At 69.9% G+C, this 24,635-nt stretch carries 24 protein-coding genes; 12 read left to right on the top strand and 12 right to left on the bottom strand.

The annotated features are described in order from the left end of the window. Positions 1-4: 4 nt before the first annotated feature. The 6 genes from ACU4E7_RS07235 to ACU4E7_RS07210 form a co-directional block, all read right to left on the bottom strand. On the bottom strand, positions 5-715 hold the full coding sequence (locus ACU4E7_RS07235; RefSeq protein ID WP_443267370.1) for a F0F1 ATP synthase subunit A: 711 nt from the start codon (positions 713-715) through the stop codon (positions 5-7). Beyond that, complete coding sequence (locus ACU4E7_RS07230; protein WP_238122380.1) at positions 715-1,035, bottom strand: ATP synthase subunit I; 321 nt, start codon at positions 1,033-1,035, stop codon at positions 715-717. Before ACU4E7_RS07230 ends, ACU4E7_RS07235 begins: the two co-directional genes overlap by 1 nt. Beyond that, positions 1,032-1,343: an AtpZ/AtpI family protein gene (locus ACU4E7_RS07225; RefSeq protein ID WP_447021115.1), complete on the bottom strand. Its 312-nt coding sequence runs from the start codon at positions 1,341-1,343 to the stop codon at positions 1,032-1,034. The genes ACU4E7_RS07230 and ACU4E7_RS07225 overlap by 4 nt, the downstream gene beginning before the upstream one ends. Continuing rightward, positions 1,343-1,813 carry a F0F1 ATP synthase subunit epsilon gene (locus tag ACU4E7_RS07220; protein WP_238122382.1) on the bottom strand — a complete coding sequence of 157 codons (471 nt, stop codon included), beginning with the start codon at positions 1,811-1,813 and terminating at the stop codon, positions 1,343-1,345. The genes ACU4E7_RS07225 and ACU4E7_RS07220 overlap by 1 nt, the downstream gene beginning before the upstream one ends. Further along, positions 1,810-3,375 carry a F0F1 ATP synthase subunit beta gene (atpD, locus tag ACU4E7_RS07215; RefSeq protein ID WP_447021114.1) on the bottom strand — a complete coding sequence of 522 codons (1,566 nt, stop codon included), beginning with the start codon at positions 3,373-3,375 and terminating at the stop codon, positions 1,810-1,812. The genes ACU4E7_RS07220 and atpD overlap by 4 nt, the downstream gene beginning before the upstream one ends. A gap of 123 nt (positions 3,376-3,498) precedes the next feature. Beyond that, the gene (locus ACU4E7_RS07210; RefSeq protein ID WP_447021113.1) at positions 3,499-4,992 is read right to left on the bottom strand and encodes an FAD/NAD(P)-binding protein; all 1,494 of its coding nucleotides are present in this window, start codon (positions 4,990-4,992) and stop codon (positions 3,499-3,501) included. A 181-nt stretch (positions 4,993-5,173) separates the two neighbouring features. On the opposite strand from ACU4E7_RS07210, the gene arsC reads away from it, so the two are divergent. The 8 genes from arsC to ACU4E7_RS07170 all read left to right on the top strand — a co-directional run bounded on the left by arsC (position 5,174) and on the right by ACU4E7_RS07170 (position 15,376). Beyond that, positions 5,174-5,536 (top strand): arsenate reductase (glutaredoxin), encoded by a 363-nt coding sequence (arsC, locus tag ACU4E7_RS07205; RefSeq protein WP_447021112.1) that lies wholly within the window; start codon positions 5,174-5,176, stop codon positions 5,534-5,536. 95 nt (positions 5,537-5,631) lie between these two features. After that, positions 5,632-9,210, top strand: coding sequence for a response regulator (locus tag ACU4E7_RS07200; protein WP_447021111.1), 3,579 nt, complete (start codon positions 5,632-5,634; stop codon positions 9,208-9,210). Then, a complete protein-coding gene (locus ACU4E7_RS07195) occupies positions 9,207-10,049 on the top strand; it encodes a CheR family methyltransferase (RefSeq protein WP_447021110.1) in 843 nt (280 codons plus the stop codon). The genes ACU4E7_RS07200 and ACU4E7_RS07195 overlap by 4 nt, the downstream gene beginning before the upstream one ends. A gap of 3 nt (positions 10,050-10,052) precedes the next feature. Further along, complete coding sequence (locus ACU4E7_RS07190; protein ID WP_238122388.1) at positions 10,053-10,616, top strand: chemotaxis protein CheB; 564 nt, start codon at positions 10,053-10,055, stop codon at positions 10,614-10,616. Continuing rightward, entirely contained in the window at positions 10,613-11,674 is a 1,062-nt protein-coding gene (locus ACU4E7_RS07185) for a diguanylate cyclase domain-containing protein (RefSeq protein WP_238122389.1), read from the top strand. The genes ACU4E7_RS07190 and ACU4E7_RS07185 overlap by 4 nt, the downstream gene beginning before the upstream one ends. 13 nt (positions 11,675-11,687) lie before the next feature. Further along, complete coding sequence (locus ACU4E7_RS07180) at positions 11,688-12,662, top strand: NUDIX hydrolase (RefSeq protein WP_447021109.1); 975 nt, start codon at positions 11,688-11,690, stop codon at positions 12,660-12,662. A 66-nt stretch (positions 12,663-12,728) separates the two neighbouring features. After that, complete coding sequence (nadA, locus tag ACU4E7_RS07175; protein WP_447021108.1) at positions 12,729-13,745, top strand: quinolinate synthase NadA; 1,017 nt, start codon at positions 12,729-12,731, stop codon at positions 13,743-13,745. Further along, positions 13,742-15,376, top strand: a complete 1,635-nt coding sequence (locus tag ACU4E7_RS07170) for an L-aspartate oxidase (RefSeq protein ID WP_447021107.1) — start codon at positions 13,742-13,744, stop codon at positions 15,374-15,376. Before nadA ends, ACU4E7_RS07170 begins: the two co-directional genes overlap by 4 nt. A 4-nt stretch (positions 15,377-15,380) precedes the next feature. Here the strand turns inward: ACU4E7_RS07170 and ACU4E7_RS07165 are convergent, their stop codons facing one another. Further along, positions 15,381-15,842, bottom strand: a complete 462-nt coding sequence (locus tag ACU4E7_RS07165; RefSeq protein ID WP_447021106.1) for a MarR family winged helix-turn-helix transcriptional regulator — start codon at positions 15,840-15,842, stop codon at positions 15,381-15,383. Positions 15,843-16,282: 440 nt separating this feature from the next. On the opposite strand from ACU4E7_RS07165, the gene ACU4E7_RS07160 reads away from it, so the two are divergent. The 3 genes from ACU4E7_RS07160 (at position 16,283) to ACU4E7_RS07150 (ending at position 19,942) form a co-directional block, all read left to right on the top strand. Further along, a complete protein-coding gene (locus ACU4E7_RS07160; protein ID WP_447021599.1) occupies positions 16,283-17,419 on the top strand; it encodes a cytochrome-c peroxidase in 1,137 nt (378 codons plus the stop codon). A gap of 82 nt (positions 17,420-17,501) precedes the next feature. Continuing rightward, on the top strand, positions 17,502-17,960 hold the full coding sequence (locus ACU4E7_RS07155; protein WP_238122394.1) for a MarR family winged helix-turn-helix transcriptional regulator: 459 nt from the start codon (positions 17,502-17,504) through the stop codon (positions 17,958-17,960). Next, positions 17,960-19,942, top strand: coding sequence for an FUSC family protein (locus ACU4E7_RS07150; protein WP_447021105.1), 1,983 nt, complete (start codon positions 17,960-17,962; stop codon positions 19,940-19,942). The genes ACU4E7_RS07155 and ACU4E7_RS07150 overlap by 1 nt, the downstream gene beginning before the upstream one ends. A 5-nt stretch (positions 19,943-19,947) precedes the next feature. On the opposite strand, the gene recR is transcribed toward ACU4E7_RS07150, so the two are convergent. Beyond that, on the bottom strand, positions 19,948-20,553 hold the full coding sequence (gene recR, locus ACU4E7_RS07145) for a recombination mediator RecR (RefSeq protein ID WP_238122396.1): 606 nt from the start codon (positions 20,551-20,553) through the stop codon (positions 19,948-19,950). 129 nt (positions 20,554-20,682) lie between these two features. Next, a complete protein-coding gene (locus ACU4E7_RS07140) occupies positions 20,683-21,078 on the bottom strand; it encodes a hypothetical protein (protein ID WP_238122397.1) in 396 nt (131 codons plus the stop codon). 394 nt (positions 21,079-21,472) lie between these two features. Between ACU4E7_RS07140 and ACU4E7_RS07135 the strand changes: the two genes are divergently transcribed. Beyond that, entirely contained in the window at positions 21,473-21,943 is a 471-nt protein-coding gene (locus ACU4E7_RS07135; protein ID WP_238122398.1) for a MucR family transcriptional regulator, read from the top strand. Between the two features lie 128 nt (positions 21,944-22,071). Here the strand turns inward: ACU4E7_RS07135 and ACU4E7_RS07130 are convergent, their stop codons facing one another. The 3 genes from ACU4E7_RS07130 to rsmG all read right to left on the bottom strand — a co-directional run bounded on the left by ACU4E7_RS07130 (position 22,072) and on the right by rsmG (position 24,623). Then, positions 22,072-22,962 (bottom strand): ParB/RepB/Spo0J family partition protein, encoded by an 891-nt coding sequence (locus ACU4E7_RS07130; RefSeq protein ID WP_447021104.1) that lies wholly within the window; start codon positions 22,960-22,962, stop codon positions 22,072-22,074. Between the two features lie 35 nt (positions 22,963-22,997). Next, complete coding sequence (locus tag ACU4E7_RS07125) at positions 22,998-23,849, bottom strand: ParA family protein (RefSeq protein ID WP_238122400.1); 852 nt, start codon at positions 23,847-23,849, stop codon at positions 22,998-23,000. A 108-nt stretch (positions 23,850-23,957) separates the two neighbouring features. Continuing rightward, complete coding sequence (gene rsmG, locus ACU4E7_RS07120) at positions 23,958-24,623, bottom strand: 16S rRNA (guanine(527)-N(7))-methyltransferase RsmG (protein ID WP_447021103.1); 666 nt, start codon at positions 24,621-24,623, stop codon at positions 23,958-23,960. Positions 24,624-24,635 lie beyond the last annotated feature (12 nt).

The following is a 24,635-nucleotide window of genomic DNA, read 5'->3' as shown; positions in this document are numbered from 1 at the left end:
GGGTCTAGCGCTCCTGCTGGGCGGAAGGATCGGGCGGGACGGCGGGCGCGGGGGCCTCGCCCTCGCTGACCGCCGCGCCGATGAAGACGGTGGCGAGCACCGCGAAAATATAGGCCTGGACGGCGCCGGTGAGCAGGTCGAGCGCCATCAGCGGGATCGGCACCAGCAGCCCCGCCAGGGACAGGATGATGCCGATGACGAACACGCCGCTCATGATGTTGCCGAACAGGCGCACCACCAAAGAGAAGGTGCGGGTGATCTGCTCCACCACATTGAGCGGGATCATCACCCAGGTGGGTTCGGCGAAGGTCTTCAGATAGCCGCCGAGCCCGCGCGCCCGCACCCCATAGGCGAGGGTCGCCACGAACACGATGAGGGCGAGGGCGGCATCGGTTTCCAGATGGGCGGTGGGCGGCTCCAGGCCCGGGATCAGCGAGATCCAGTTGGCGCACAGCACATAGAGGAAGATGGTGCCGATCAACGCGCGATACGGCGCCGGGTTCACCTGCATGGTGTCGGCGATCTGGCTGTCGATGGCGGAGACCACCGTCTCCAGCAGCGCCTGGCCGCGCCCGGGCACCAGCTTCAGGTGGCGGGTGGCGAGCCAGCAGCCGCCGCCCAGCGCCACCATGATGCCCCAGGTGACCACCACCGGCGCGGTGATGGGCACAGGGCCCACGTGGAACAAAGGTTCGATGACCAGGGGCGAAGAGATCATGCCACCTTCCCCAGCCGTCGCACGACGAGGGTGCGGGCGCCCAGCAGCCCCACCGCGCCCATCAGCAGCGGCAGCGCGCCCAGCGCCGCCAGCACCGCCATGGCCACCAGCAGGATGGCGAACCGGCCCATTTGCAGCACCACCGCCAGGGCCACCCGGCCGCCGGCCAGATAGAGCTTCGTGTTCCACCAGAGCGAGGCGAAATAGGCGAAACCGGCCGCAAGCCCCACCCCCAGGCCGACGGCGGCGCCGGCGAAGGGGCTGAAGCTCGGCAGAGCGGCGGAGAGGGCCGCCATGGCGGCGAACGGTGCGCTCATTGGTCGGCTCCTCCCCCGGCCCGGTGCATCCACCGCCAGGCAGACCACAGGCCGAAGGCGGCCCCCAGCATCAGCAGTGCCGCGGCGAACATGATGCCGGTGGAAAACTGCGTGTCGAGCCAGCGCCCCACCACCAGCCCCAGCAGGGTGGGCACGACGATGGTCCAGCCGAGAATGCCCATCTGCCCCAGCCGGGCGCCGAGGGAGGGTTCCGGATTCTCCAGGCCGCGCTTCTGCCGCTCAGCCGCACGCCGGGCGGCTTCGGCAAGACGGTCGATCGGCGGGCCGGAACGGGGATCTGCCGCCATCACGCCCCTCCATCCGCTGGCGGCGTATGCGTGTCGGTGCCGAAGGCGCCGAAGGCCTCCCCCTGCCCCGGCCGCAGATAGCGCATGAGCTGGCGCACCGCGCGGGCATGGAGGCGCATCTGCTCCACCCGCGCCTTGCGCTCGGCATCGGTCTCGGCGGCGCGCAGGCGGGCGACTTCCGCCTCGAGGCGCGGCAAATCATCCCCCAGCGTGCCCTGGCGGCAGGCGATGGCCACCTTCGTGCCGCCCTCCACCGTCAGCAGCCCGCCGGCCTGGGCGCAGTAATGCACCACGTCGTCGCCGGTGCGCCAGCGCACCACCGAGGCCGGCAGCACGGTGAGAAAATCCGTGTGGCCCGGCAGGATGCCGAAGCCGCCGCTCTCATCCTCGGCACGCACCGCGCGCACCTCCGCATCACGCACCAGCACGGCGGTGGGCGTGGAGATGGAGAGCCGCAGGGTTCCGCTCATGTCGCCGCCCCTGCGGTCGCGCCGGCTTTCGCGCCGCTGGGCTTGCGGGCGGCCTCCTCCTTGGCGCGAGCCTCATCGAGCCCGCCCACCATGTAAAGCGAGCTTTCCTGCCAGTCGTCGCAGGCTCCGGCGAGAATGGCCTTGCAGCCAGCCACGGTGTCGGCGATGGGCACCGAGCGGCCGGGCACGCCGGTGAAGGCCTCGGTGACGGTGAACGGCTGGGTGAGGAAGCGCTGCAGCTTGCGGGCGCGCTCGACGATGCGGCGATCCTCCGCCCCCAATTCCTCCATGCCCAGCAGCGAGATGACATCCTGCAGCTCGCGATAATGCTCGATGGTCCGGCGCACCTCGGTGGCCACCTGCGCGTGCTCCTCCCCGACGATCAGCGGATCGAGCAGGATGGAGGAGGAGGCGATGGGATCGACCGCCGGATACATGCCCTCCGCCGCCATGGCGCGGGAGAGCACCACGGTGGAATCCACATGGGCGGCGATGGTGGTCACCGCCGGATCGGTGAAATCGTCCGCCGGCACATACACCGCCTCGATGGCGGTCACCGCGGCGCCACCCACCGAGGCGATGCGCTCTTCCAGCGCCGCCACCTCGCTCGCCAGGGTCGGCTGGTAGCCCACCCGCGAGGGCAGCCGGCCGAGCAGGCCCGACACTTCCGAGCCCGCCTGAACGAAGCGGAAGACGTTGTCCATGAGCAGCAGCACGTTCTGGTGCTTCTCGTCACGGAAGTATTCGGCGATGGTCAGCGCCGTCATGGGCACCCGCCAGCGGGCGCCGGGGGGCTCGTTCATCTGCCCATAGACCAGCACGGTGCGGTCCAGCACCCCGGAATGAGTCATGTCGAGCAGCATCTCATGCCCCTCGCGGGAACGCTCCCCCACCCCGGCGAACACCGAGATGCCCTGGTAGCTCGCCACCATGGCGTGGATCAGCTCCATCACCAGCACGGTCTTGCCCACGCCGGCGCCGCCAAACATCGCCGCCTTGCCGCCCTGGGCCAGCGGCGCCAACAGGTCGATGACCTTGATGCCGGTGCCGAAAATGTCGGCGGTGCCGCTCTGGTCGGCGAAGGCGGGGGGTGGCGCATGGATCGGCCGGCGCGGCACATCGGCGGGCAGCGGGGCGCCCTTGTCGCCCACATTGCCGGCCACGTCGAGCAGGCGGCCCAGCACCGCGTCGCCCACCGGCACCTCCACCGGTCCGCCCACCCGCTTCACCACATCGCCGCGCTTGAGGCCGGAGGTGGGCTGCAGGGCGATGGCGCGCACCGTCTCGATGTCCATATGGCTCTGCACCTCGGCCAGGATGCGGCCGCGCGCGGGGTCTTCCACCCACAGGGCATGCTCCACCGCCGGCAGGTTCCCCCCGGCGAAGCGCACGTCGATCACGGCGCCGCGCAGGGCGACGATGCGGCCGTCTCCGTCCGCGGTTTCGTTCGCACGCCCCGCCATGCACCGACCTCCGTGCACCGGTTCCGCCGCCCGCTCGGATGGAGTGGGGGAACACGTTTCAGCGGAAACATGCCAGAGGCACGCGGCCCGCGCTACCATCACCGGCCCCCTGCCGCTGGGGCATCTGCCAGGGGATGGGGTCGGCGGGGACGCCTTCAGCCGTTCGATTAGGCGTATTTGCGCCTATTTGCGGCCCCGGCAGCGACCCAATGGCGCGGGGCCTCAGATGCCCGCGCCCAGATTGACGAAATCCACCAGCAGATCCGCCGGCACGCCGGGGGCGGACACGGTGCCATCGGCGAGATCCTCCACCAGCCGATGGATCTGCGCGGCGATTTCCGGCACGGCGGTGATCTCCCACCAGGCCGGCCGGGTCAGCGGCCCCACCGCGTGGAGCCAGGAGCTGGCGGCGCCATAGCGGTCCACCAGGGCGCAGCCGCGGGTTTCAAGCCCCAGCCCCAGGGCATCCGGCACGATGTGGCCGGCATCCCGCAGGGCGGCGAACGGCGGCAGGCCCAGGGTGGCGAAATCCGAGCGCGGCCCGGTGCAATTGATCACCGCCGCCGCCCGTACCTCTTCATGGCCCCTGTCATGGCTCCTGTCATGGCCGCCGCCCCGGTGGCGCAGGGTGATGCTCACCCCGTCGGTCCCCGCCCGGTAGCCGGTGATGCGACCGGCCACCACCCGCAATTGGCCGGAGCCGATGAGGGCCTGCAGCCGGTCCGCCACCCGCGGCGCCATGCGATGGCGGTGCACATCCCAATAGGTACGCGCGTGACGCAGGAACCGCGCCTTCTCCGGCTGCGTCCAGTGGCTCCAGATGGTGGCGATGGCCGGGCGCACCGCATCCATCACCCGCTGCCAGGGGATGCCCTCCGCCGCCGCGCGCGCCACCGCCTGCCGGATCGCCCGCAGCCCCGCCCGCGGCGTCGGCGCCAGGGCCGGTGACAGGAACGCCGCGAAGCGCCCGCCCGCAGCATGCACCTGCGGCAGCAACCCGTGCCGGGACACCGCCACCAGCGGCCCACGATGCCCCGCTGCCGCCAGCTTCAGGGCCACGTCCACGAGGGTGAGGCCGGAGCCGATCAGCAGCACCGCCGCATCCGGCGGCAGCGCCGTCAGCGCGCCGCGCGCCCAGGGGTCGGGGATGAACCGCGGCGTGTCGTAGAACGCCGCATCGGCGCAGCGGGGCGGCTTGGGCGGCAGGTTGCCGGTGGCCAGCAGCACATGGGTCCCGGTGAGCCGGCGCCCATCCGCCAGCACCACGCCGGGCATCGGCTGCGCGCGCACGTCCACCACCGCGCCGCGCACCCGGCGCAGGCGGGGCGCGCCGGCATTCTGCGCCGCTGCGAGGGCCGCCTCCCATTGCGCCGCCACATAGGCCCCGAACAGGGCACGCGGCACGAACGCCTGGGAGAGATCGCCCCCCGCCTCCGCCAGGGCGGCCTCGAGATCGGCACCCGAAGCCTGAAGCCAGGTTGCGAAGGAGGGTTCCAGCCCCAGCTCCATGCGGACCACCGGCACATTGAGCACATGGTGGGCGTCGCAGGCCCCATAGGCGAGGCCGAGGCCGGCCTGCGCCTCGCGCTCCACCAGCACCACGTCGAACGCGCCGCGCCGATGGGCCAGCAGCGCCGCCAGGGTGCCGCTGAAGCCGCCCCCAACGATGATCAGCGTGCCGCGCGGGCCCTTTTCGCGTTCGCTCTCCGGTCCCATCTGGCATCCCACCTCGCGTCACGACTCAACAAATAACATTAATCCAATCGAACTACATGAGTCGCGGCGGCGCGGCGCCGCGTTGACATCCCGCGGCGCCCGCCGGCTTGATGGCGGGGGGCGCGCTGACCGGCCATCCGCCGTCGCCGCCCCGATCCTGTCCCCTCCGGAGTCCAGCGTCATGAGCGGTTCGTCGCGCGTCACCATCTGGCACAATCCCGCCTGCGGCACCTCGCGCAAGACCCTGGCGCTGCTGGAGGCCGAAGGGCTCACCCCGGACATCGTCCAGTATCTGAAGACCCCGCCGAGCCGACCGGCCCTCGCCCAGGCCATCCAGGCAGCCGGCATCAGTGTGCGCGATGCCCTGCGGCGCAAGGGCGATCTCTACAAGGACCTCGGCCTCGACGATCCCGCGCTCAGCGATGATGCGCTGCTCGATGCCATGATCGCCCATCCGGCGTTGATCGAGCGCCCCTTCGTCTTCACCCCCAAGGGGGTGCGTCTGTGCCGGCCGATGGAACGGGTGCGCGAGATCCTGCCCTAGCCCCCTGCACCGCAGGCGCTTCAGAACTTCTTATCAGCTCACGTGCTTCATTCCGCCCCGGTCGGTTCGTCACAAGACGCCTCGTGGGGATAAGGATGTCGCAAGCCTCGTCGCGCAGCTCCTGGCTCGCCAACATGCCGATGCAGCGCAAGTTCGGCGCCGTCATCGTGCTGCTGGTGGCATTGTTCATCCTGCTCCTGGGAGCCAACAGCCTCGCGCTCCAGGCCTTCAACCACCTGCAGCAGCAGGCCAATCGCCTGGTGCATTTCACGGAGATCGGCAGCGGCGTCACCCGCGCCATCATCGAGCGCCAGGGCCGGCTCATCCAGAACACCTTCATCGCGCCGGCAACCGTACGCGCGCGGCTGACCGAGGCCGATGCGGAGGTGGCCGGCCTGATCAAGGAGCTGCGCGCCGCCACCGACGGCGACAGCGCCCTGCGCGCGGCGGTGGATGTGGTGGCCCGCCTCGATCAGCGCTGGTCGCAATCGGCCGCCACGCCGCTGGTGGCGGCAGCGGCGCGCGCGGAGCGGGGGGAGGCCACCCCCGGCGACCTCAACCAGGCCTTGCTGGCCTTCCTCACCGCCGAGCGCGCCGAAGGCGGCAGCCGTGCCATCATCTTCGCCATCGACCAGGTCAATGCCACTGCGGACGAGGCGCTGCAACAGGCGCGCACCAGCCTCGCGCACACCGAATCCCTGCTGCGGATGGTCGATCTCGCCGCCCTCGTCGCCACCCTGGTGGCCGGCATCGGCGCCCTGGTGCTTACCGCGCATTCCATCACCCGCCCGCTGCGGACCCTGGCGGAGCGGATGGAGCAGCTGGCGGACCACGACCACGACATCATCGTGCCCTTCACCGACCGCCGCGACGAGGTGGGCACCATCGCCCGCGCCCTCGCGGTGTTCAAAACCATGGCGGTGCAGACCTATGACAACGACTGGGTGAAGACCGGCGTGGCCGCGGTCTCCGCCAAGGTGCAGCCGGCGGAGGATCTGGCGACCTTCGCCAACGACCTGCTGGCAGAGCTGGCGCCCCGACTCAAGGCCGGCGTCGGCGTGTTCTACACCTTCGATCCCGGCAGCGAGGCGCTCAGCCTCGCCGGCACCTATGCCTTCCAGGAGCGGCGCCACCTGTCGCTGCGCTATGCCCTCGGCGAGGGGCTGATCGGCCAGAGCGCCCGCGAGCGCAAGCCCATCACCCTCAGCCCGGTGCCGGCCGACTATGTGCGCATCCACTCGGGAACCGGCGAGGCGATCCCACACCTGGTGGTCGCGGTGCCGGTCATCAGCAAGGACCGCCTGCTCGGCGTGATGGAATTCGCCTGCCTTGAGCCCCTGGAGGGTGCGCGTGCACGCCTGCTGGCCGATGTGGCGCCCATGGCGGCGCTCTCCCTCGACAATCTCGTGCGGGCCCTGCGCACCCGGGACCTCCTGGAGCAGACCCAGCGCCAGACCACCGAGCTCAGGGCTGCGGAAGAGGAGCTGCGCACCCAGCAGGAGGAGCTGCGCGCCACCAACGAGCAGCTGCAGAGCCAATCCCAGAAGCTCGCCGCCTCCGAGGAAGAGCTGCGGGTCCAGGCGGACGAGCTGCAGCGGTCCAATGCGGTGCTGCGCCACAATTCCGAGGAGCTCACCGCCCAGAAGGCCCAGCTGGAGGAGATGAACCGGGAGGCGGAGGCGCGCGCCGACGAGCTGGCGCGCGCCAACCAGTACAAGTCGCAATTCCTCGCCAACATGTCCCACGAGCTGCGCACACCGCTCAACAGCCTGCTGATCCTCGCCCACGATCTGGCCCAGAACCACACCGGCCACCTCGACGGCGAGGAGATCGAGGCCGCCAACATCATTCATTCCTCGGGCACCAACCTGCTGCGGCTCATCAACGACATCCTCGACCTGTCCAAGGTGGAGGCCGGCAAGATGGACGTGGTGCACGAGCCGGTGAGCATCCCCGCCATCGCCACCCGCATGGAGCGCAACTTCCGCCACGTGGCGCAGGAGAAGGGCGTCGACTTCACCGTCACCATCGCCCCCGACGCCCCGCCGCAGATCGTCACCGACGACGGCAAGCTGGAGCAGATCACCAACAACCTGTTGTCCAACGCCTTCAAGTTCACCGCTGAAGGCAGCGTCACCGTCACCTTCGCGCGCGGGCCGGGCGAGACCCTCGCGGTGCGCGTGCGCGACACCGGCATCGGCATTCCCGAGGACAAGAGGCAGACCATCTTCGAGGCGTTCGAGCAGGTGGACGCCTCCACCCGCCGCCAGTTCGGCGGCACCGGGCTGGGCCTTGCCATCACCCGCAAGCTCGCCCAGCTGCTGGGTGGCGACGTCACGGTGGACAGCAGCCTCGGGGCCGGCTCCACCTTCCAGCTGGTGCTGCCCATCGGCGATGGCGCGGAGACCGCCGCCCCCGTGGCCCGCCCGGCGCCCCCCAGCCGCGCCACCAGCCGCGCCACCGCCGCGCCCGCGCCACGGCCGGCCATCGTGGTCGAGGACGACCGCGCGCAGCTGCGGGCCGGGGTGACCACCATCCTGGTGGTGGAAGACGACCCGGCGTTCGCCCGGACCCTGGTGAGCCTGGTGCGGCGCAAGGGCTTCCAGGTGCTGGCCGCCGGCGATGGCGAAAGCGGCCTGGAACTGGCCCGCGCCCATCGTCCCACCGGCATCCTGCTCGATGTGATGCTGCCGGGCATGGATGGCTGGACGGTGATCGAGCGGCTGAAGAGCGACCCGGCCACTCGCCACATCCCGGTGCATTTCGTCTCGGCCCTCGATGAGGCCAAGCGCGGCCGCGATCTCGGCGCGGTGGGCTTCCTCACCAAGCCGGTCAGCGCCGACGAGCTCAGCGGCGCCCTCGCCCTCCTCGCCCATTTCTCGCCCGACCAGCCCCGCCGCGTGCTGGTGGTGGACGATGACGCCGGCGCCCGACTGGCGGTGCGCAAGCTGATCACCGGCGAGCATGTGGAGGTGGTGGAGGCGGACAGCGGCGAGGCCGCCCTCGACGCCATCAACAGCTCCGATGTGGATTGCATGGTGCTCGACCTTGGCCTGCCGGGCATGTCCGGCTTCGAGCTGCTGGAGCACCTGGCGGCCAGCAACCGCCAGGTGCCGGTGGTGGTCTATTCCGGCCGCGATCTCACCCCGGAAGAAAGCATGAAGCTGCGCGCCTTCACCGATTCCATCGTCGTGAAGGGGGCCCGCTCGCCGGAACGGCTGCTGGACGAGGTGAGCCTGTTCCTGCACTCGGTCCGCCACGACTCCCCGGCCCTGCCGGCCGATCCGGATGGCGATCTGAAGGGCCGCCGGCTGCTGCTGGTGGATGATGACATGCGCAACATCTACGCCCTCGCCAAGGTGCTGCGCGGCAAGGGCATCGAGGTCACCCTGGCGCAGGACGGCGCCAAGGCGGTGGCCCAGCTGGAGTCGCATCCCGAGCTTGAAATCGTGCTCATGGACATCATGATGCCGGTGATGGACGGCTATGAAGCCACCGCGGAGATCCGCAAGCGGCCGCAGTTCGCCAAGCTGCCCATCATCGCCCTGACCGCCAAGGCGATGAAGGATGACCGGGAGAAATGCCTGGCGGCGGGCGCCAGCGACTATCTCGCCAAGCCCATCGACGTGCCCAAGCTCCTGTCCATGATCCGCGCCTGGCTGCCGCCCAAATGACCCACATCGACGACCCCGTGGCCCTGGAAACCCTCGAGATCGACCTGTTCGTCGAGGCGATGAAGCGCCGCTACGGCTATGACTTCAGTGGCTACAGCCGGGCCTCGCTGACGCGCCGGGTGCGCGCCCTGGTGACCCAGTTCGGCACCGGGACCGTCACCGCCCTCACCGATCGGCTGCTGCACGCGCCGGAGCAGCTGAAATCCGCCATCTCGGGCCTTTCCGTGCCGGTGTCGGAATTCTTCCGCGATCCGCCCGTGTTCCAGGCCCTGCGGCAGAGCGTGCTCCCGCTGCTCGCCTCCTACCCGCGCATCAACATCTGGCAGGCCGGATGCGCCCATGGGGAGGAGGTCTATTCGCTCGCCATCCTGCTCGCCGAGGCCGGGCTCTCTTCGCGCGCCCACATCTATGCGACGGACATTTCCACCCAGGCGCTGGCGCAGGCGCGCGACGGCATCTTTCCCCTGCAGGACGCCCCCGATGCCGCCCGCCGCTACCTCGACAGTGGCGGGACCCGCAGCTTTTCCGATTATTATCACGCCCGTTACGACCTGCTGAAGCTGGACGAGCGGCTCATCGCCAATGTCACCTTCGCCGAACACAATCTGGTGACCGACACGGTGTTCTGTGAAGCGCACCTAATCTTGTGCCGCAACGTGCTCATCTATTTCGACAACGCCCTGCAGGACCGGGTGCTGGGCATGTTCGCCGACAGCTTGGTGCGGGGCGGCTTCCTGTGTCTCGGCACCCGCGAGAATCTGCAGTTCTCCCGGGCGCGGGAGCGATTCCAGTGCCTGGATGCGGACACGCAGATCTATCGCCTGCGCAGCGGAGGCTGAGGCATGGCGCCAACCGTGGTCATCGGCGCCTCGGCCGGCGGTCCGGCCGCCCTGCGGCGGCTGCTCGGCGGCCTCGAGCCGGCGCTGCCGGCGGCGGTGGTGATCGTCAACCACGTGGGGGCACGGGGCCCCGACCTGCTGGCGGACGTGCTGGCCCCCGCCTGCCCGCTGCCGGTCTCGACCGCCCGCGAGCGCCTGCCGGTGACGCCGGGCCAGGTGTTCGTGGCGCCGAGCGGCTACCACCTGCTCATCGCGCCCGATCATCACTTTACACTTTCGGTGGATGCCAAAGTGTGCTTCTCCCGACCGGCCATCGACGTGCTGTTTGAAAGCGCGGCGCGGGCGTACCAGAAAAGCCTCATTGGTGTCGTTCTCACCGGGGCGAGCAGCGACGGTGCGGCAGGACTGGCCTGCATCCGCGCGCTGGGAGGGATGGCGTTGGTGCAGGCTCCGGACGAGGCGCAGGTCGCCACCATGCCGCAGGCAGCCCTGGAGCGCGCGGGCGCCGACCTGTGCGCCCCGCTGGCGGCGCTCGCCACGCGGATCAACGAAACGTGCCGGACATGAGCGAGACCGTCCAGGGCGAGCCCCGCCCCAAGATCCTGGTGGTGGACGACGTTTCCGCCAATCTGGCGGGCATGCGCCGGCTGCTGGCCCCGGTCGACGCCGAGATCTATGAGGCCCGCTCCGGCAACGAGGCGCTGGCCCTGTGCCTCGACCACCGCTTCGCGCTGATCCTGCTGGACGTGCAGATGCCCGACATGGACGGTTTCGAAGTGGCCTCGCTGCTCAACAACGATCCCGCCACCTGCGACATCCCCATCGTCTTCGTGACCGCCGCCTATCTGGACGACGTCAACCGTCTCAAGGGCTACACCTTCGGCGCCGTCGACTACATCGCCAAGCCCATCAACGACGCGGTGCTGCTGTCGAAGGTCACGGTGTTCCTGGAGCTGCACATCTCCAAGATGCGGCTGCGAAGCGCCCTGGAGGAGCTGGAGAAGCGCAATCGGCAGCTGGAGGTGGAGATCGAGGAGCGGCGCCGGGTGGAAAAGCAGGTGCGCCACATGGCCACCCACGATGCCCTGACCGGCCTCGGCAACCGCATCCTGTTCGTGGAGCATCTCAGCCGTGCCTTTGCCCAGGCCCAGCAGAACAGCTCCGCCTTCGCCCTGCTCTATATCGACATCGACGGCTTCAAGCAGGTGAACGACCGCCACGGCCACGCCGCCGGCGACGAGCTTTTGTGCGCCATCGCCCAGCGTCTGCGCGCCAACCTGCGCCACGGTGATTTCGCGGTGCGCCTCTCCGGCGACGAGTTCGCCGTGATCATGCTGGACCTGCAGGACGAGACGGTGTCCCTGGACCAGGGACATCGCCTGTGCGAGGCGCTCAAGGAGCCCTATGGCCTGCGCCAGGCGCGGCCGGCCGTCTCGGTGTCCATCGGCGCCAGCATCGGCATCGCGCTCTGCCCGCGCCATTCCACCGACGACGGCGAATTGATGCGGCTCGCCGATGCCGCCATGTACGAGGTCAAGAAGAACGGCAAGGGCGGCGTCAGGATTACCGACGGCGCCCGCCCCAAGGCCCAAACGATCGACACCGACCTCCGGGTCGAAGCCTGAACGGCGCCGGCCCGTGACGCAGGTGCCCGCTTCGCCCCCGCCCGCGCCGCGCGAAGCTCCAGCGGTGACGGTGGACCTCATCGCGGTGCTGGTGGCGGTGCAGGCCGGCACGCCTTTGGTGATGACCCTCGACCGGGAGCGCGCCTTGCCGTCGGGTCCCTTCGCGCTCGGCCACCGCTCCCTGCAATCGGGCCTGCGGGCCTGGGTGGAGCAGCAGACGCACCATCCCCTCGGCTATGTGGAGCAGCTCTACACCTTCGCCGACAAGGATCGGGCCGGCGAGGGCGGAGCCCGCACCATCTCCATCAGCTATCTCGGCCTCACCCGGGCGCTGTCGGACGCGGAAAGCGGCTGGTGCAGCTGGTATGCCTATTTCCCCTGGGAGGACCACCGCGCCGGGCCGCCGCCGCTCATCGCCGCGCAGATCGCCCCGGCCCTCTCCGGCTGGGCGCAGAGCGCGCCAGACCCGGCCGAGCAGGCCGCCCGGCGCCAGCGGGTGGCCATTGCCTTCGGCCTGGACGGGCAGCCCTGGAACGAGGAGCTGGCCCTGCAGCGCTATGAGCTGCTCTATGAAGCCGCCCTGGTGCCCGAGCGCCGGCACGTCGATACGGCACCCGCCTTTGCCGGCCTTGCCGACCTTGCCGACCTTGCCGACCTGGGCCGGCCCATGATCGGCGATCATCGCCGGATCCTTGCCACCGCCATCGCCCGGCTTCGCGCCAAGATCAAATACCGGCCGGTGGTGTTCGAGCTGCTGCCCCCCACCTTCACCCTGCTGCAACTGCAGCGCTGCGTGGAGGGCCTGGCCGGCCGCACCCTGCACAAACAGAATTTCCGCCGGCTGATGGAGCAGCAGGAGCTGGTGGAGGAAACCGGCGCCACCACCGCCGAAGGCATCGGCCGGCCCGCCAAGCTGTTCCGCTTCCGCGCCGCCGTCCTCGCCGAGCGGGCAGTGGCGGGCACCAAGCTGCCGCTGGCGCGCTCTTGACAGGACTTATACTCAAGATAAGCATATCCCATAAATATGCTCAGTATGAGCATAGGGAGATGCGCCATGACCCCGGTTTCCTCAGCCCCCGCCGCCGCGACCCCCGCCCTCAATGCCGCTCTGGCCCGCACCGCGGCGCTCTATGACCGGGTGAAGCGGGTGGTGCCGCCCGCCGACTGGGCCCTGTTCGTCGACGACGTGGAAGCCATCCTGGCACTGAAGCGCAGCCGCAACGCCATCATCCTCGGCCACAACTACCAGACCCCGGAGATCTTCCACGGCGTGGCCGACATCGTCGGCGACAGCCTGGCCCTGGCGCGGGCAGCCGCCACGGCGGATGCCGACGTGATCGTGCTGGCCGGCGTGCACTTCATGGCCGAGACCGCCAAGCTGCTGAACCCGGACAAGACGGTGCTGATGCCGGACCTCGCCGCCGGCTGCTCGCTGGCCGAATCCATCACCCCCGCCGACGTGCGCGCCATGCGGGCAGCCTATCCCGGGGTGCCGATCATCGCCTATGTGAACACCTCGGCGACGGTGAAGGCGGAAGTGGACATCTGCTGCACCTCCGGCAATGCGCGCCGGGTCGTCGAAGCGCTGGGGGCCCCGCGGGTCATCATGCTGCCGGACCAATACCTCGCCGCCAACGTCGCCGCCGAGACCGGCGTCGAGATCATCTCCTGGCCCGGCGCCTGCGAGGTCCATGAACGCTTCACCGCCGGCGACGTCCGCGAGCTGCGCGAGGCGCACCCGGGGGTGAGCGTCCTGGTGCATCCCGAATGCCCGCCGGAGGTGGTGGCGCAGGCCGACTTCGCCGGCTCCACCGCCGCCATGGCGGATTATGTGAGCCGTGAGCGGCCGGAGCAGGTGGTGCTGCTCACCGAATGCTCCATGAGCGACAATGTGGCGGCGCTCCATCCCGACATCGACTTCGTGCGCCCGTGCAACCTGTGTCCGCACATGAAGCGCATTACCCTCGCCAACATCCGCCAGGCCCTGGAAGAGAACCGCCACGTGGTGGACATCGCGCCCGACGTGGCCGGCCGTGCCCGCGCCGCCGTCGACCGGATGCTGGCGCTGTGAGCGGCGCCCTGCCGGATCAGCCTCCGGTCATCGTCGGCGCCGGAGTGGCGGGGCTTGCCACCGCCCTGTTCCTGGCCCCCCGTCCCTGCGTGCTGGTCACCCGCGCACCCCTCGAACAGGACGGCTCCAGCCCCCTGGCCCAGGGGGGCATGGCCGCCGCCCTGGCCGACGACGACAGCGTCGATCTCCACCTCGCCGACACCCTCAGCGCCGGCGCCGGCCTGTGCGATGCCGCCATGGCGCGGCGCATTCTTGCTGCGGTGCCGGCGGCCATCAGCGCCCTGGAGCGCATCGGCGCCCGCCTCGACCGGGAGCAGGGGGGCCGGCTGGCGCTGGGGCTGGAGGCGGCCCACAGCCGCCGCCGCATCGTCCATGCCGGCGGCGACGGCACCGGCCGCGAGCTGGTGCGCGCCCTGGCGGCGGCGGTGCGGGCCACGGCTTCGGTGACGGTGCTGGAAGGGCTGGAGGCCCGCCGCCTGCTGCGCGACGAGGCCGGCATCCGCGGCCTGCTCCTGGCCCGGGGCGACACGCCCGTCACCCTCCACACGCGCCAGGTGGTGCTCGCCACCGGCGGCCTCGGCGCCGTGTTCGCCGACACCACCAATCCGCTCAGTTCGTTCGGTCTCGGCCTGGCGCTGGCGGCCCGGGCCGGCGCGGTGCTGGCCGACCTCGAGTTCGTGCAGTTTCACCCCACCGCGCTGGTGGGCGCCGGCCGGCCGCTTGCCCTCATCAGCGAGGCGGTGCGGGGGGAGGGGGCCCGGCTGGTGACCGCCGACGGCACCTTCTTCCTCGATGCGGTCCCCGGCGGCGAGCTCGCCCCCCGCGACGTGGTGGCGCGCGCGGTGGCCGGCCAGCTGGCCGAAGGCCGCGCGGTCTATCTCGACGCACGCGCGGCGCTGGGCCCACGCTTCGCCAGCCGCTTCCCGGCCGTCGCCGCCCTGTGCGCCGCCGCCGGTCTCGATCCGGCACGCCAGCTGCTGCCGGTGCGGCCGGCGGCCCACTATCACATGGGCGGCATCGCCGTGGACCTAGAGGGGCGCAGCTCCGTGCCAGGGCTCTGGGCCTGCGGGGAAGTGGCGGCCACCGGCCTGCACGGCGCCAACCGCCTTGCCAGCAACTCCCTGGTGGAAGCGGTGGTGTGCGCCCGCTGGGTGGCCGACAGCCTCGCCGGCGGTGCCGCGCGGAAGACGACAGGGCAGGGGGCCACGGGACAGGGGACTACGGGACAGGGAACCTCGCGGCGGGGGACCGCACGCGAGAGCCTGCCGCCCGCGCCGGACCCGGCCGCAGTGCAGCCCATCACCAGCGCGCATCTCGGCGTGGTGCGGCGGGAGGACGGGCTGCGAGACGCCATCACCACACTGGCGCCTCTCGCCCATTCGGCCACACCCGCCGCCGAACCGGCCCTCGTGGCGTTGATGATGGCGGTGGCTGCGCACCAGCGCACGGAGAGCCGGGGCGCCCACTGGCGGGCCGACCACCCGGCGGAGGCGACCGCCAGCGGCCCCGGCACCCGCAGCCGGCTCACCTGCGCCGAGGTGCGCGCCCACCCGCTGGTGCGACACGCCCTGTCCCCATCTCCAAGGCCGCTCCCCGCGCCGACATCGCCCGCGGTCCTGGCCCCGTCCTGATCGCTCAGGCGCCGGCGAGCTCGTCGAGGGCCATGCGCAGGGTGATGGGGTCCACTTCGCCCAGTCGCGCTTCCACCGCGGCATTGGCCTGCTGCCAGTGGCACGCCGCCTGCTCCAGCACCTCCTGGCCACGGGCGCTCAGCACAATGCGACGCACCCGGCGATCCTGCGCATCGGTGGCGACCGTCACCAGCCGCTTGCGCTCCAGCGGCTTGAGATTGGAGGTGATGGTGGTGCGGTCCATGCCCATGGCCTCGGCCAGCCGGGTCACCGTGAACGGCTCCGGACGGCTCAGCATGGCGAGCAGGGAAAACTGCCAGTTGGTCAGGCCCAGCGGCCGGAAGGCCTCGTCGAAGCAGCGGCCCACCGCGCGGCTCGCCCGTTGGATGGCGAGGCAAAGGCAGGTTTGGGCGACGACCCGCGCAAGGTCATCAGCGGCGGCGGATGAAGAGACGAGGGCCGACATCGCTCCTCCGGCACGCGCTCCGGGCGCGCGAGGGTTGGTATCAAAGTGACACGATACGCTAGGAGATTACAGCGCAGATGCGAAGCAAATCTGTTGCTGCAGCGCGACTTCGCAACGCAATGCGCGGCGTTTAGAATTTCTCTAAATCATTGATTTGACGCGCTTTGGTAGATTTCCGGATTGTCCTTGGCGGGCGAGGCGCGCTTCATGGCTGTCGAATGCGTCGCAACCGGGCGCGGGCCGGCGCTGCCCCGGCCGCCGCCCTGAGGAGAGTGATGGTGATGGTTCTGCCGTCCGTCCGGCCTGGCCGCGACGGTTTCGGGTCTGCTCCCGTCAAGCCTGGCCGATCAGCTGTTGGCACGCCCTTTCGCACGCCGGCTTCTCGCGTTGTCCGGGCGCGGGCGTGGGCGGCACTCGCCACCGGCGTCACCCTCGCCGGCATGCTGCTGACGACGGTTCCGGGCGACGCCCGCGCGGCCGATGCGGTGGATCTGTCGACCCGGGAAAAACTGGGCGAGGCGCTGTTCTTCGACACCAACCTGTCGAAAAACCGCACCCAGGCCTGCGCCTCCTGCCATTCCCCGGACCATGCCTTCACCGATCCGCGCGAGACCCCCGAGGCCGGGGCGGCGGTGTCGCTGGGCGATGACGGCACCTCCCTGGGCGACCGCAACGCGCCCACCGCGGCCTATGCCCGGTTCAGCCCGCCGTTCGGCAAATCCAAGACCACCGGGCGCTACCACGGCGGGCAGTTCCTGGACGGCCGCGCCAAGGACCTCGCCGAGCAGGCCGGCGGGCCACCGCTCAACCCGGTGGAAATGGGCATGCCCGATCAGGCCAGCGTGGTGGCGCGGCTGAAGGAGAACCCGGCCTATGTGGCGGCGTTCGAGGCGCTCTACGGCCCCAAGGTGCTCGACAAGGCCGCCAGCGGCTACGCCGCCATGACCGGCGCCATCGCCGCCTATGAGCGGACACCGGAATTCGCCCCCTTCGATTCGAAATACGACCGCTATCTGCGCGGCGAGGTGAAGCTGACCGACCAGGAAGAGCTTGGGCGGCTGCTGTTCTTCTCCCAGCAATTCACCAATTGCAGCCAGTGCCACCGGCTGAATGCCCAGGTGGGCGCGCCGGAGGAGACCTTCACCAATTACGAATTCCACAATATCGGCGTGCCGAAGAACATCGCCGCCCGCGCCGCCGCCGGGCTGAAGCCCGACAGCCGCGACCTCGGCCTGGCGCAAAATCCCCATGTGAAGGGCAAACAGAAGGCGGCACAGGCCGGTCTCTTCCGCACGCCCACCCTGCGCAACGTGGCCGTAACCGGCCCCTATATGCACAACGGCGTGTTCAAGGACCTGCGCACCGTCATTCTCTTCTACAACGCCTACAACACCAAGAATCCGGCCCGCCACATCAACCCCGAGACCGGGGCCCCGTTCACGCCGCCGGAGGTGGCACAGAACATCTCCCTGAAGGAGTTGGAAAGCGGCCCCGCCCTCGACGACCGGCGGGTCGACGCCCTGGTGGCCTTTCTCAAGACACTGACCGACAAGCGCTATGAACCCCTGCTGAAATAGCGCGGCTGGCCCGCGTGCGGGGCAGGGGCCATCGCTTGCGATCCATATAGTTTGAATTAAAACGACTTGGATGCAAACGGATATGTCGGCCCGACGTCGGTTCGGGATTCACCTCGTGGGCCTGGCGCGGCGCTGGCGCCGGGCGCTGGATCAGCGGCTCGCCGTCATCGGCCTCAGCGACGCCACCTGGGCGCCCCTGGTGCATCTGGCGGAGCTGGGCGACGGCCGCTGCCAGAAGGAGCTTGCGGCGGCGGTGGGCATCGACGAATCCACCCTGGTGCGGCTGCTGGATCTGCTGGCCGAGCGGGGCCTGGTGGAACGCCAGCCGAGCCCACGGGACCGCCGGCTCAAGCTGGTGCAGCTCACCCCCGCCGGGCACACCGCGGTGCACGACATCCGCGCCAAGCTGGCGCGGATCGAGGATCAGCTGCTGGAGGACCTCTCCGATCCGGAGATCGCCCAGATGACCGCCGCGTTCGACCGCATCGACGCCCGCATCCAGGCCGCTCCGCCACCGGCCAGCAAGGGTTCCGAACGCTGATGCCCGCCCTCGCTCTTTTGACCCGGCTGGGCTTCGACACGCCGCGCCTCGCCTTCACCCTGCGCACGGCGGTGGCCGCCGCGGTGGCCCTGATCCTCGCCTCGGCGCTGCACATCGACAATCCGCAGTGGGCCGCCATGACCGTCTGGGCGGTGGCGCAGCCCACCCGCGGGCAGTTGCTCGAGAAGGGCGTGTTCCGCATCATCGGCACCTTCGCCGGCGCCCTGGTGGGCATCGTGCTGGTGCTCACCTGCGCCGACACGCCGGCGCTGATGGTGATCGGGCTCGCCCCCTGGATCGGCCTGTGCGCCGGGGCCGGCAACGTGTTCGGCGGCTTCACCGGCTATGGCACCATTCTCGCCGGCTATTCCGCCGCCATGGTCGCGCTCATCGATTTCCACCATCCGGACCACATCTACGCCCTGGCGCTCGACCGGGTGCTCACCATCTGCGTCGGCGTGGTGGTGTCGCTGGCGGTGGGCTGGCTGTTCACCCCGGCCAGCGAGGAAAGCGCGCTGTTCGGCCGGGTGCGGCGGCTCACCACCCGGGTGCTGCGCCATCTCGCCCAGGCCCTCGACAGCGCCGACCTGCCCCGGTTCCGCGCCGAGGAGCATGCCATCATCTCCGAGATGGCCGCCATCGACGAGGTGCTCGACGCCCATGGCGCCGGTTCCAGCCGCAGCCGCAATGCCGCCCATCGCAGCCGCACCCTGCTGGCGGCGCTGCTCAGCGCCCTGGTGTTCGCCCGCGGCCGCGCCGGCGGCGCCGCCCCCCACCGGCAGGAGGATCAGGCCCGGCTGCGCGACATCGTCGCCGCCCTCGACCTCGCGCGCCCGGACCTCGACGCCCTCAGCCGCAGCGCCCGGGCCCTCGCCACCGCCGACGACCCCGCCCTCGCCGCAACGGTGGAAACCGTGGTGTCGGCCTATGTCGCCCTCGACACGGAAGGGAGCCACACCGCCGATCCGGACGCCGAGGGCCCGCAGCTGCTGCGGCACCGCGATTTCATCGGCGCCCGCGCCGCCACCCTGCGCGCCGCCGGCGCGGTGCTGGTGGTGGGGGCCCTGTGGCTGGCCACCGGCTGGACCTATGGCCCCTTCATGCTCATGGGCGCGGCCATCATGACCTCGCTCTTCTCCACCTTCGACAACCCCGCCCTGACCATGCGGTTCGTGCTGGGCGGCTCGGTGGCGGGGGCCTTGGCGGCGCTGGCGGCGCGCTGGCTGGTGCTGCCCTATGCGGACAGCCTCGCCGGGGTCATCGCCCTCACGGTGCCGTTCCTGTTCATCGGCGCCTTCATCATGGCCCACCGCACCACCATGCTGGCGGGCATGGACTACAACATGGCGCTGCTGCTGCTTCTGCAGCCCGCCTTTCCGCTGCACGGCACCCCGGCCATCATGGTCCAGATGGTGCTCGCCATGCTGGCCGGACCGATGGTGGCCCTGGTGGCCTACCGCGTGGCCTTTCCCGTGGACGCCCGCCGAAGGCGGACCATGCTGGTGCAGATGATGGTGCGCGAGCTGAGCGACATGGCGCGCGCACCCTATGGCCCGGACCACGCGCGCCGCTGGCGGGCCCGGCTCTATCATCGCCTGCTACGGCTGGTGCGATGGACCGAGAAATCCGGCGATCGCGATTTTGCGGCCATCGACGGTGGCCTGGCGGCTCTCGCCGTGGGCACCGCCATCCGCGCCCTTCACACCTGCCGGGCCGCGCCGGATCGCTCCGACAGCCTCGATCGCAGCCTCGTCGCCGCGCTCACCGCCATGAGTGTGCTCACCACCCAGCCGCTGCGGGTGGCCAATGCCCTTGATCGCGCCGCCACCCGGCTCGCGCATCGCCCTGGTGAGGCACCGGGCGAGGCGGTGGATGCCCTGCGCCGGGCCGCCGCCGCGCTGCGGGCACTGCCGGACTTCTTCACCACCGCCGCCACGCGGCCCCTGGTCGCGCCGCCGCGTCCGGCCCCCAGCGGCGCCTGAGGCGCTCACATCTGGGTGCGGGCGCGAATGGCGGCCGACAGCGTGCCTTCATCGAGATAATCGAGCTCACCGCCCACCGGCACGCCCTGCGCCAGGCGCGTGACCCGCACCGGCAGATCCCGCAGCAGATCGGTGATGTAATGGGCGGTGGTCTGTCCATCCACGGTGGCGCCGAGCGCCAGCACTACCTCGGCCACCGCGCCGTCGTGCACCCGCTCCACCAGCTTGGCGAGGTTGAGATCGTCGGGGCCGACCCCGTCGAGGGGAGAGAGCACGCCGCCCAGCACATGGTAGCGGGCGTTGAGCACCCCGGCGCGTTCCAGCGCCCACAGGTCGCCCACCTCGGCCACCACCACCAGCAGCCGCGGATCGCGGCTGACATCGGTGCAGACCGTGCAGGGATCGCACACATCCACGTTGCCGCAGATCTGGCACTCCACCACCTTGTCGTGGACATCGGTGAGCGCCCGCGCCAGCGGCGCCATCAGCGCTTCCCGGCGCTTGATCAGCTGCAGCACCGCCCGTCGCGCGGAGCGCGGTCCGAGCCCGGGCAACCGCGCCAGCAGCTGAATCAAACGTTCGATCTCCGGTCCGGCGACGGCGCGCGGCATGGTTCCACCGTTCTCAAGGTCTTGGGCCACGCCCGACCGGGCCGCCTCACGGACCACGCCGCCGCACCGCCCCTCGCGCCGAGCCGGACGCTTGCGTCTGTCTATAACCGCTGCGTCCGATGCCGCCAATCATCCTTCACCCACCGGCCCGACCGGATGCCGGCACCGGGATGAATGGCAAAGGCCGCCCCATGCAACAACAGTCGCTCGTTCCAGCACAGCAAATGCTGGTTCCACCTTGATGGCCCAGAACAGATGATCACGCACGGCAGTTATGCTTTTCCGACATGTCCGCCCCGTCTCCTGCACCGCGGCCCGATGATCCATCACCTTCGCGCGGAAGGTCTTTGGACGGGCGCGCGCGCAATGGTTCCGCGCACCACACGCCGTTTTTCCTTCCTGGCGCCCATTGCCGACAAAATGGAATCCTTTTACGCCCCCGGGCATTCTGAATAGCCGGGCGAGCAGCCGCCGCATTTCGGGCGGCGCGGCGCGCTCCGGGCCGATTTCACTCCCGCTCGCCATGCCAACAACTTCCTCCGCCCGGCCGCCATGGTCATGCCGAAGCAGAAATCGCCCGTTGACATCACACCTCACCCAGCGGGAAGCACAATTGCATCTCTTGGTTGTCAATTGACCTTGCCCGGCGCGCCATTGCGCGGTGTTGCAGGCTCCACGCCAATCGAATCATGGCCTTTTTTTCGCCATTTCGATGCTGCCACCGGCGCCCGGGACCAGCACCGAAATATCCATCAAAATGGCACCATCACTCGGTTTTCAAGTTTTTTGGAAGGCCTGATTGTAACCTGTTAGTTCTCTGCTATAAAATATTCGAGAAAGTTCAACTTTCCCAGTTATAGCCGATAAACAATGCTGCCGTGCGAACAGCCGTAGCGTGCAAGCAGAAAGGGATGCCCCCGTGAGCGACTCCACCTCCAATCCGCAGTCGCCGAACCACATCGACTTCACCGCGGACATCGTGGCCGCTTATGTCAGCAACAACAGCGTGGCCGCCGCGGACCTTCCCGCGCTCATCGAGGCGGTGCATCGCGCCCTCGGCCAGCTCGACGCGCCTGTCGCGGCTCCGGTGGAAGAGCAGAAGCCCGCCGTCCCGGTGAAGAAGTCTGTGACTCCGGAATACATCGTCTGCCTCGAGGACGGGAAGAAGTTCAAGTCGCTGAAGCGCCACCTGCGCACCAGCTACGGCATGACCCCCGACGCTTATCGCGAGAAGTGGGGCCTGCCGAAGGACTATCCCATGGTGGCCCCGGCCTATGCCGCGGCCCGCTCCGAGCTGGCGAAGAACATGGGCCTCGGCCAGAGCCGCAAGAAGGTTGCCGCTCCCCCGGCCAAGAAGCCCACCCGTCGCAAGGCCGCCCCGGCCAGCTGAGTGCCGCGGGCCCGGTTCAATGGGTCTGAAAGAATTCGGGGCGTCCCGCCGGCCATAGGCCGCGCGCGACGCCCCGATTGCGTTTTAGGCTGTGTTGATGGCGCGTTCAGCGCGCGACGCCGGCCGGCTCAGTCCAGGCCCAGCCGCCGGCACAGAGCATCGAGCTGATCGAAGCTCTTAAAGCGGATGCGCAACTCACCGGCCTCGCCGCGATTCGACAGCGCCACCTGCAGCCCCAGCGCATCCCCCAGCCGCTTCTCCAGCGCCCGGCTGTCGGCCGAGGCCGCGTCGACCTCCGGCCGCGCGGCCGGCACCCGGCCGGAGGTGAGGGCGCTGCGCGTCTTCATCAGCGCTTCCACATCGCGCACGTTGAGGCCCTTTTCCACCACGTGCCGCGCCAGCTGCTCGGGATCATCGTGGCCGAGCATGGCCCGCGCATGGCCCGCGGTCAGCCGCCCATCGGCGAGGAAGACCTTCACCCCTTCCGGCAGCTTCAGCAGCCGCAGGGTGTTGGCGATATGGCTGCGGCTCTTGCCAATCACCTTTGCCAGATCGTTTTGTGAATAAGCAAATTCCGCCATCAGGGCCTCGTAGCCCTGGGCCTCTTCCACGGGGTTGAGATCGGCCCGCTGGACATTCTCGATGATGGCGATTTCCAGTGCTTCACGATCGTTCAGTTCCAGCACCACCACCGGCACGTCGTGCAGAGCCGCCCGCTGCGCGGCCCGCCAGCGCCGCTCGCCGGCGACGATCTCGAACGTGTCCGGCGCGGGCAGGGGACGCACCACGATGGGCTGGATGATGCCCTTCTCGCGGATGGAAGCCGCCAGATCCTCCAGCCCGTCTTCGATGAAGGCGCGGCGCGGATTGCGCGGGCTCGGCCGGACGTGCTCGATGGGCAGCCGCCGCACTCCGGCCCGCGGCGGCACGCCTGCGGCGGCGGGGGTCTCCGGGTCGCTCATCTCGCCCATCAAAGCAGCAAGGCCCCGCCCGAGCCGGGAGCGCGGTTCATCCGCCATGAATCGTCTTCCTCACACGTCCATCCATTGAGAAGTCAGGCCGCCGCCCGTGCCGCGCGCTCGCGCTGGATCACTTCCGAGGCGAGCTTGAGATAGGCCTGCGAGCCCGCGCATTTCAGGTCATAGAGCAAAGCGGGCTTGCCGTAGGACGGCGCCTCCGAGATGCGCACATTGCGCGGGATGACCGTTTCATAGACCTTCTCGCCCATGAAGGCGCGCACGTCCTGCACCACCTGCTCCGACAGGTTGTTGCGGCCGTCATACATGGTCAGCACGATGCCGTGAATCACCAGGTTGGGGTTCAGCCCCACCCGCACCTGGTCCACCGTCTTCATCAGCTGCGAGAGGCCCTCCAGGGCGAAGAACTCGCATTGTAGCGGCACCACGATGGCATCGGCCGCAGCCATGGCATTGACCGTCAGCAGCGACAGGGACGGCGGGCAATCAATCAGCACATAGGTGAAGCGCGGCGCCCGCACGTCCGCCGCCAGCGCCTCGATGGCCTGCCGCAGCCGGAACGCGCGATCCCGCGCCGAGGCGATCTCCAGCTCCAGTCCGGAAAGATCGAGGGTGGACGGCGCCACATAGAGGGCGGGAACCCCGGTCTCCATCAAGGTATCGCGCAGGCTCGCCTCGCCCACCAGCACGTCATAGGTGGAGCGCTGGCGGGCGCGCCGGTCGATGCCGAGGCCGGTGGAGGCATTGCCCTGGGGGTCCAGGTCCACCACCAGCACGGTCTCGCCGATGGCGGCAAGGGCGGTGCCCAGATTGATGGCGGTGGTGGTCTTGCCGACCCCGCCCTTCTGGTTGGCCAGGGCCAGCACCCGCGGCCGCGCGGAAGGGGCGGCGGGCTTCGGCACCGACGCGGTGGGAATGAGATCGGTCATGGGTTCACGATCCTCGATCACATCTGATCTGTTCGAGCCGGGCGGTCGCGTCGACAGACGCTCCGAGCCTTCGATGACGTCATGGGGCGGCGAAAGCGGCGTGCCGCTTCACCCAGAATTGCGCTGCGCGCTCTTCACCACCACGATCCGCGCTTCCGGATCGGTGTGGCTGGGGGCAAGGTCGACCGCCAGTGTCCAGCCTTTGCGCGCCTCGGTCAATTCGCGTTCCGTATCCCGCCCCTTGGGAAACAGGGCCAATGCACCGGCCGAGAGAAAAGGTGCGGCCAGATCAAGAAGTTTGGCGAGCGGCGCCAGCGCCCGTGCGGAAACCACATGGGTGCCCGGTGCCAGAGCGCCCGCCACCTTCTCGATGCGTGCCGCATGCACCTCCACCGGCAGGCCGATGACCCGCGCTGATTCGCGCAGAAACGCCGCCTTGCGGCTGTCGCTTTCCACCAGAATCACCCGGGCATCCGGGCGCTCAGCCAGCACCGCCGCCACCACCAGCCCGGGAAAGCCGCCGCCGGAGCCGAGGTCCACCCAGCGCCGGGCACCCGGCGGGGCGAGCTGCACCAACTGCAGCGAATCGGCCACATGCCGCTGCCACACAGCGGGAAGGGAGGCCGGGGCCACCAGATTGATGGTGGGCTGCCAGCGCAGCAGCAGATCCACAATGCCGGACAGACGCTGGAACGTTTCACGTGAAACAGCGGCCTCCACCGCCGCCATCGCCGCGCCGTCGCCCCCGTCGGTTCGCACCCTGCCTGCGCTCACGCCGCTATCCCC

This window comes from Xanthobacter sp. ZOL 2024 (assembly GCF_052932325.1).
This window is presented reverse-complemented; position numbering and strand designations above follow the sequence as displayed.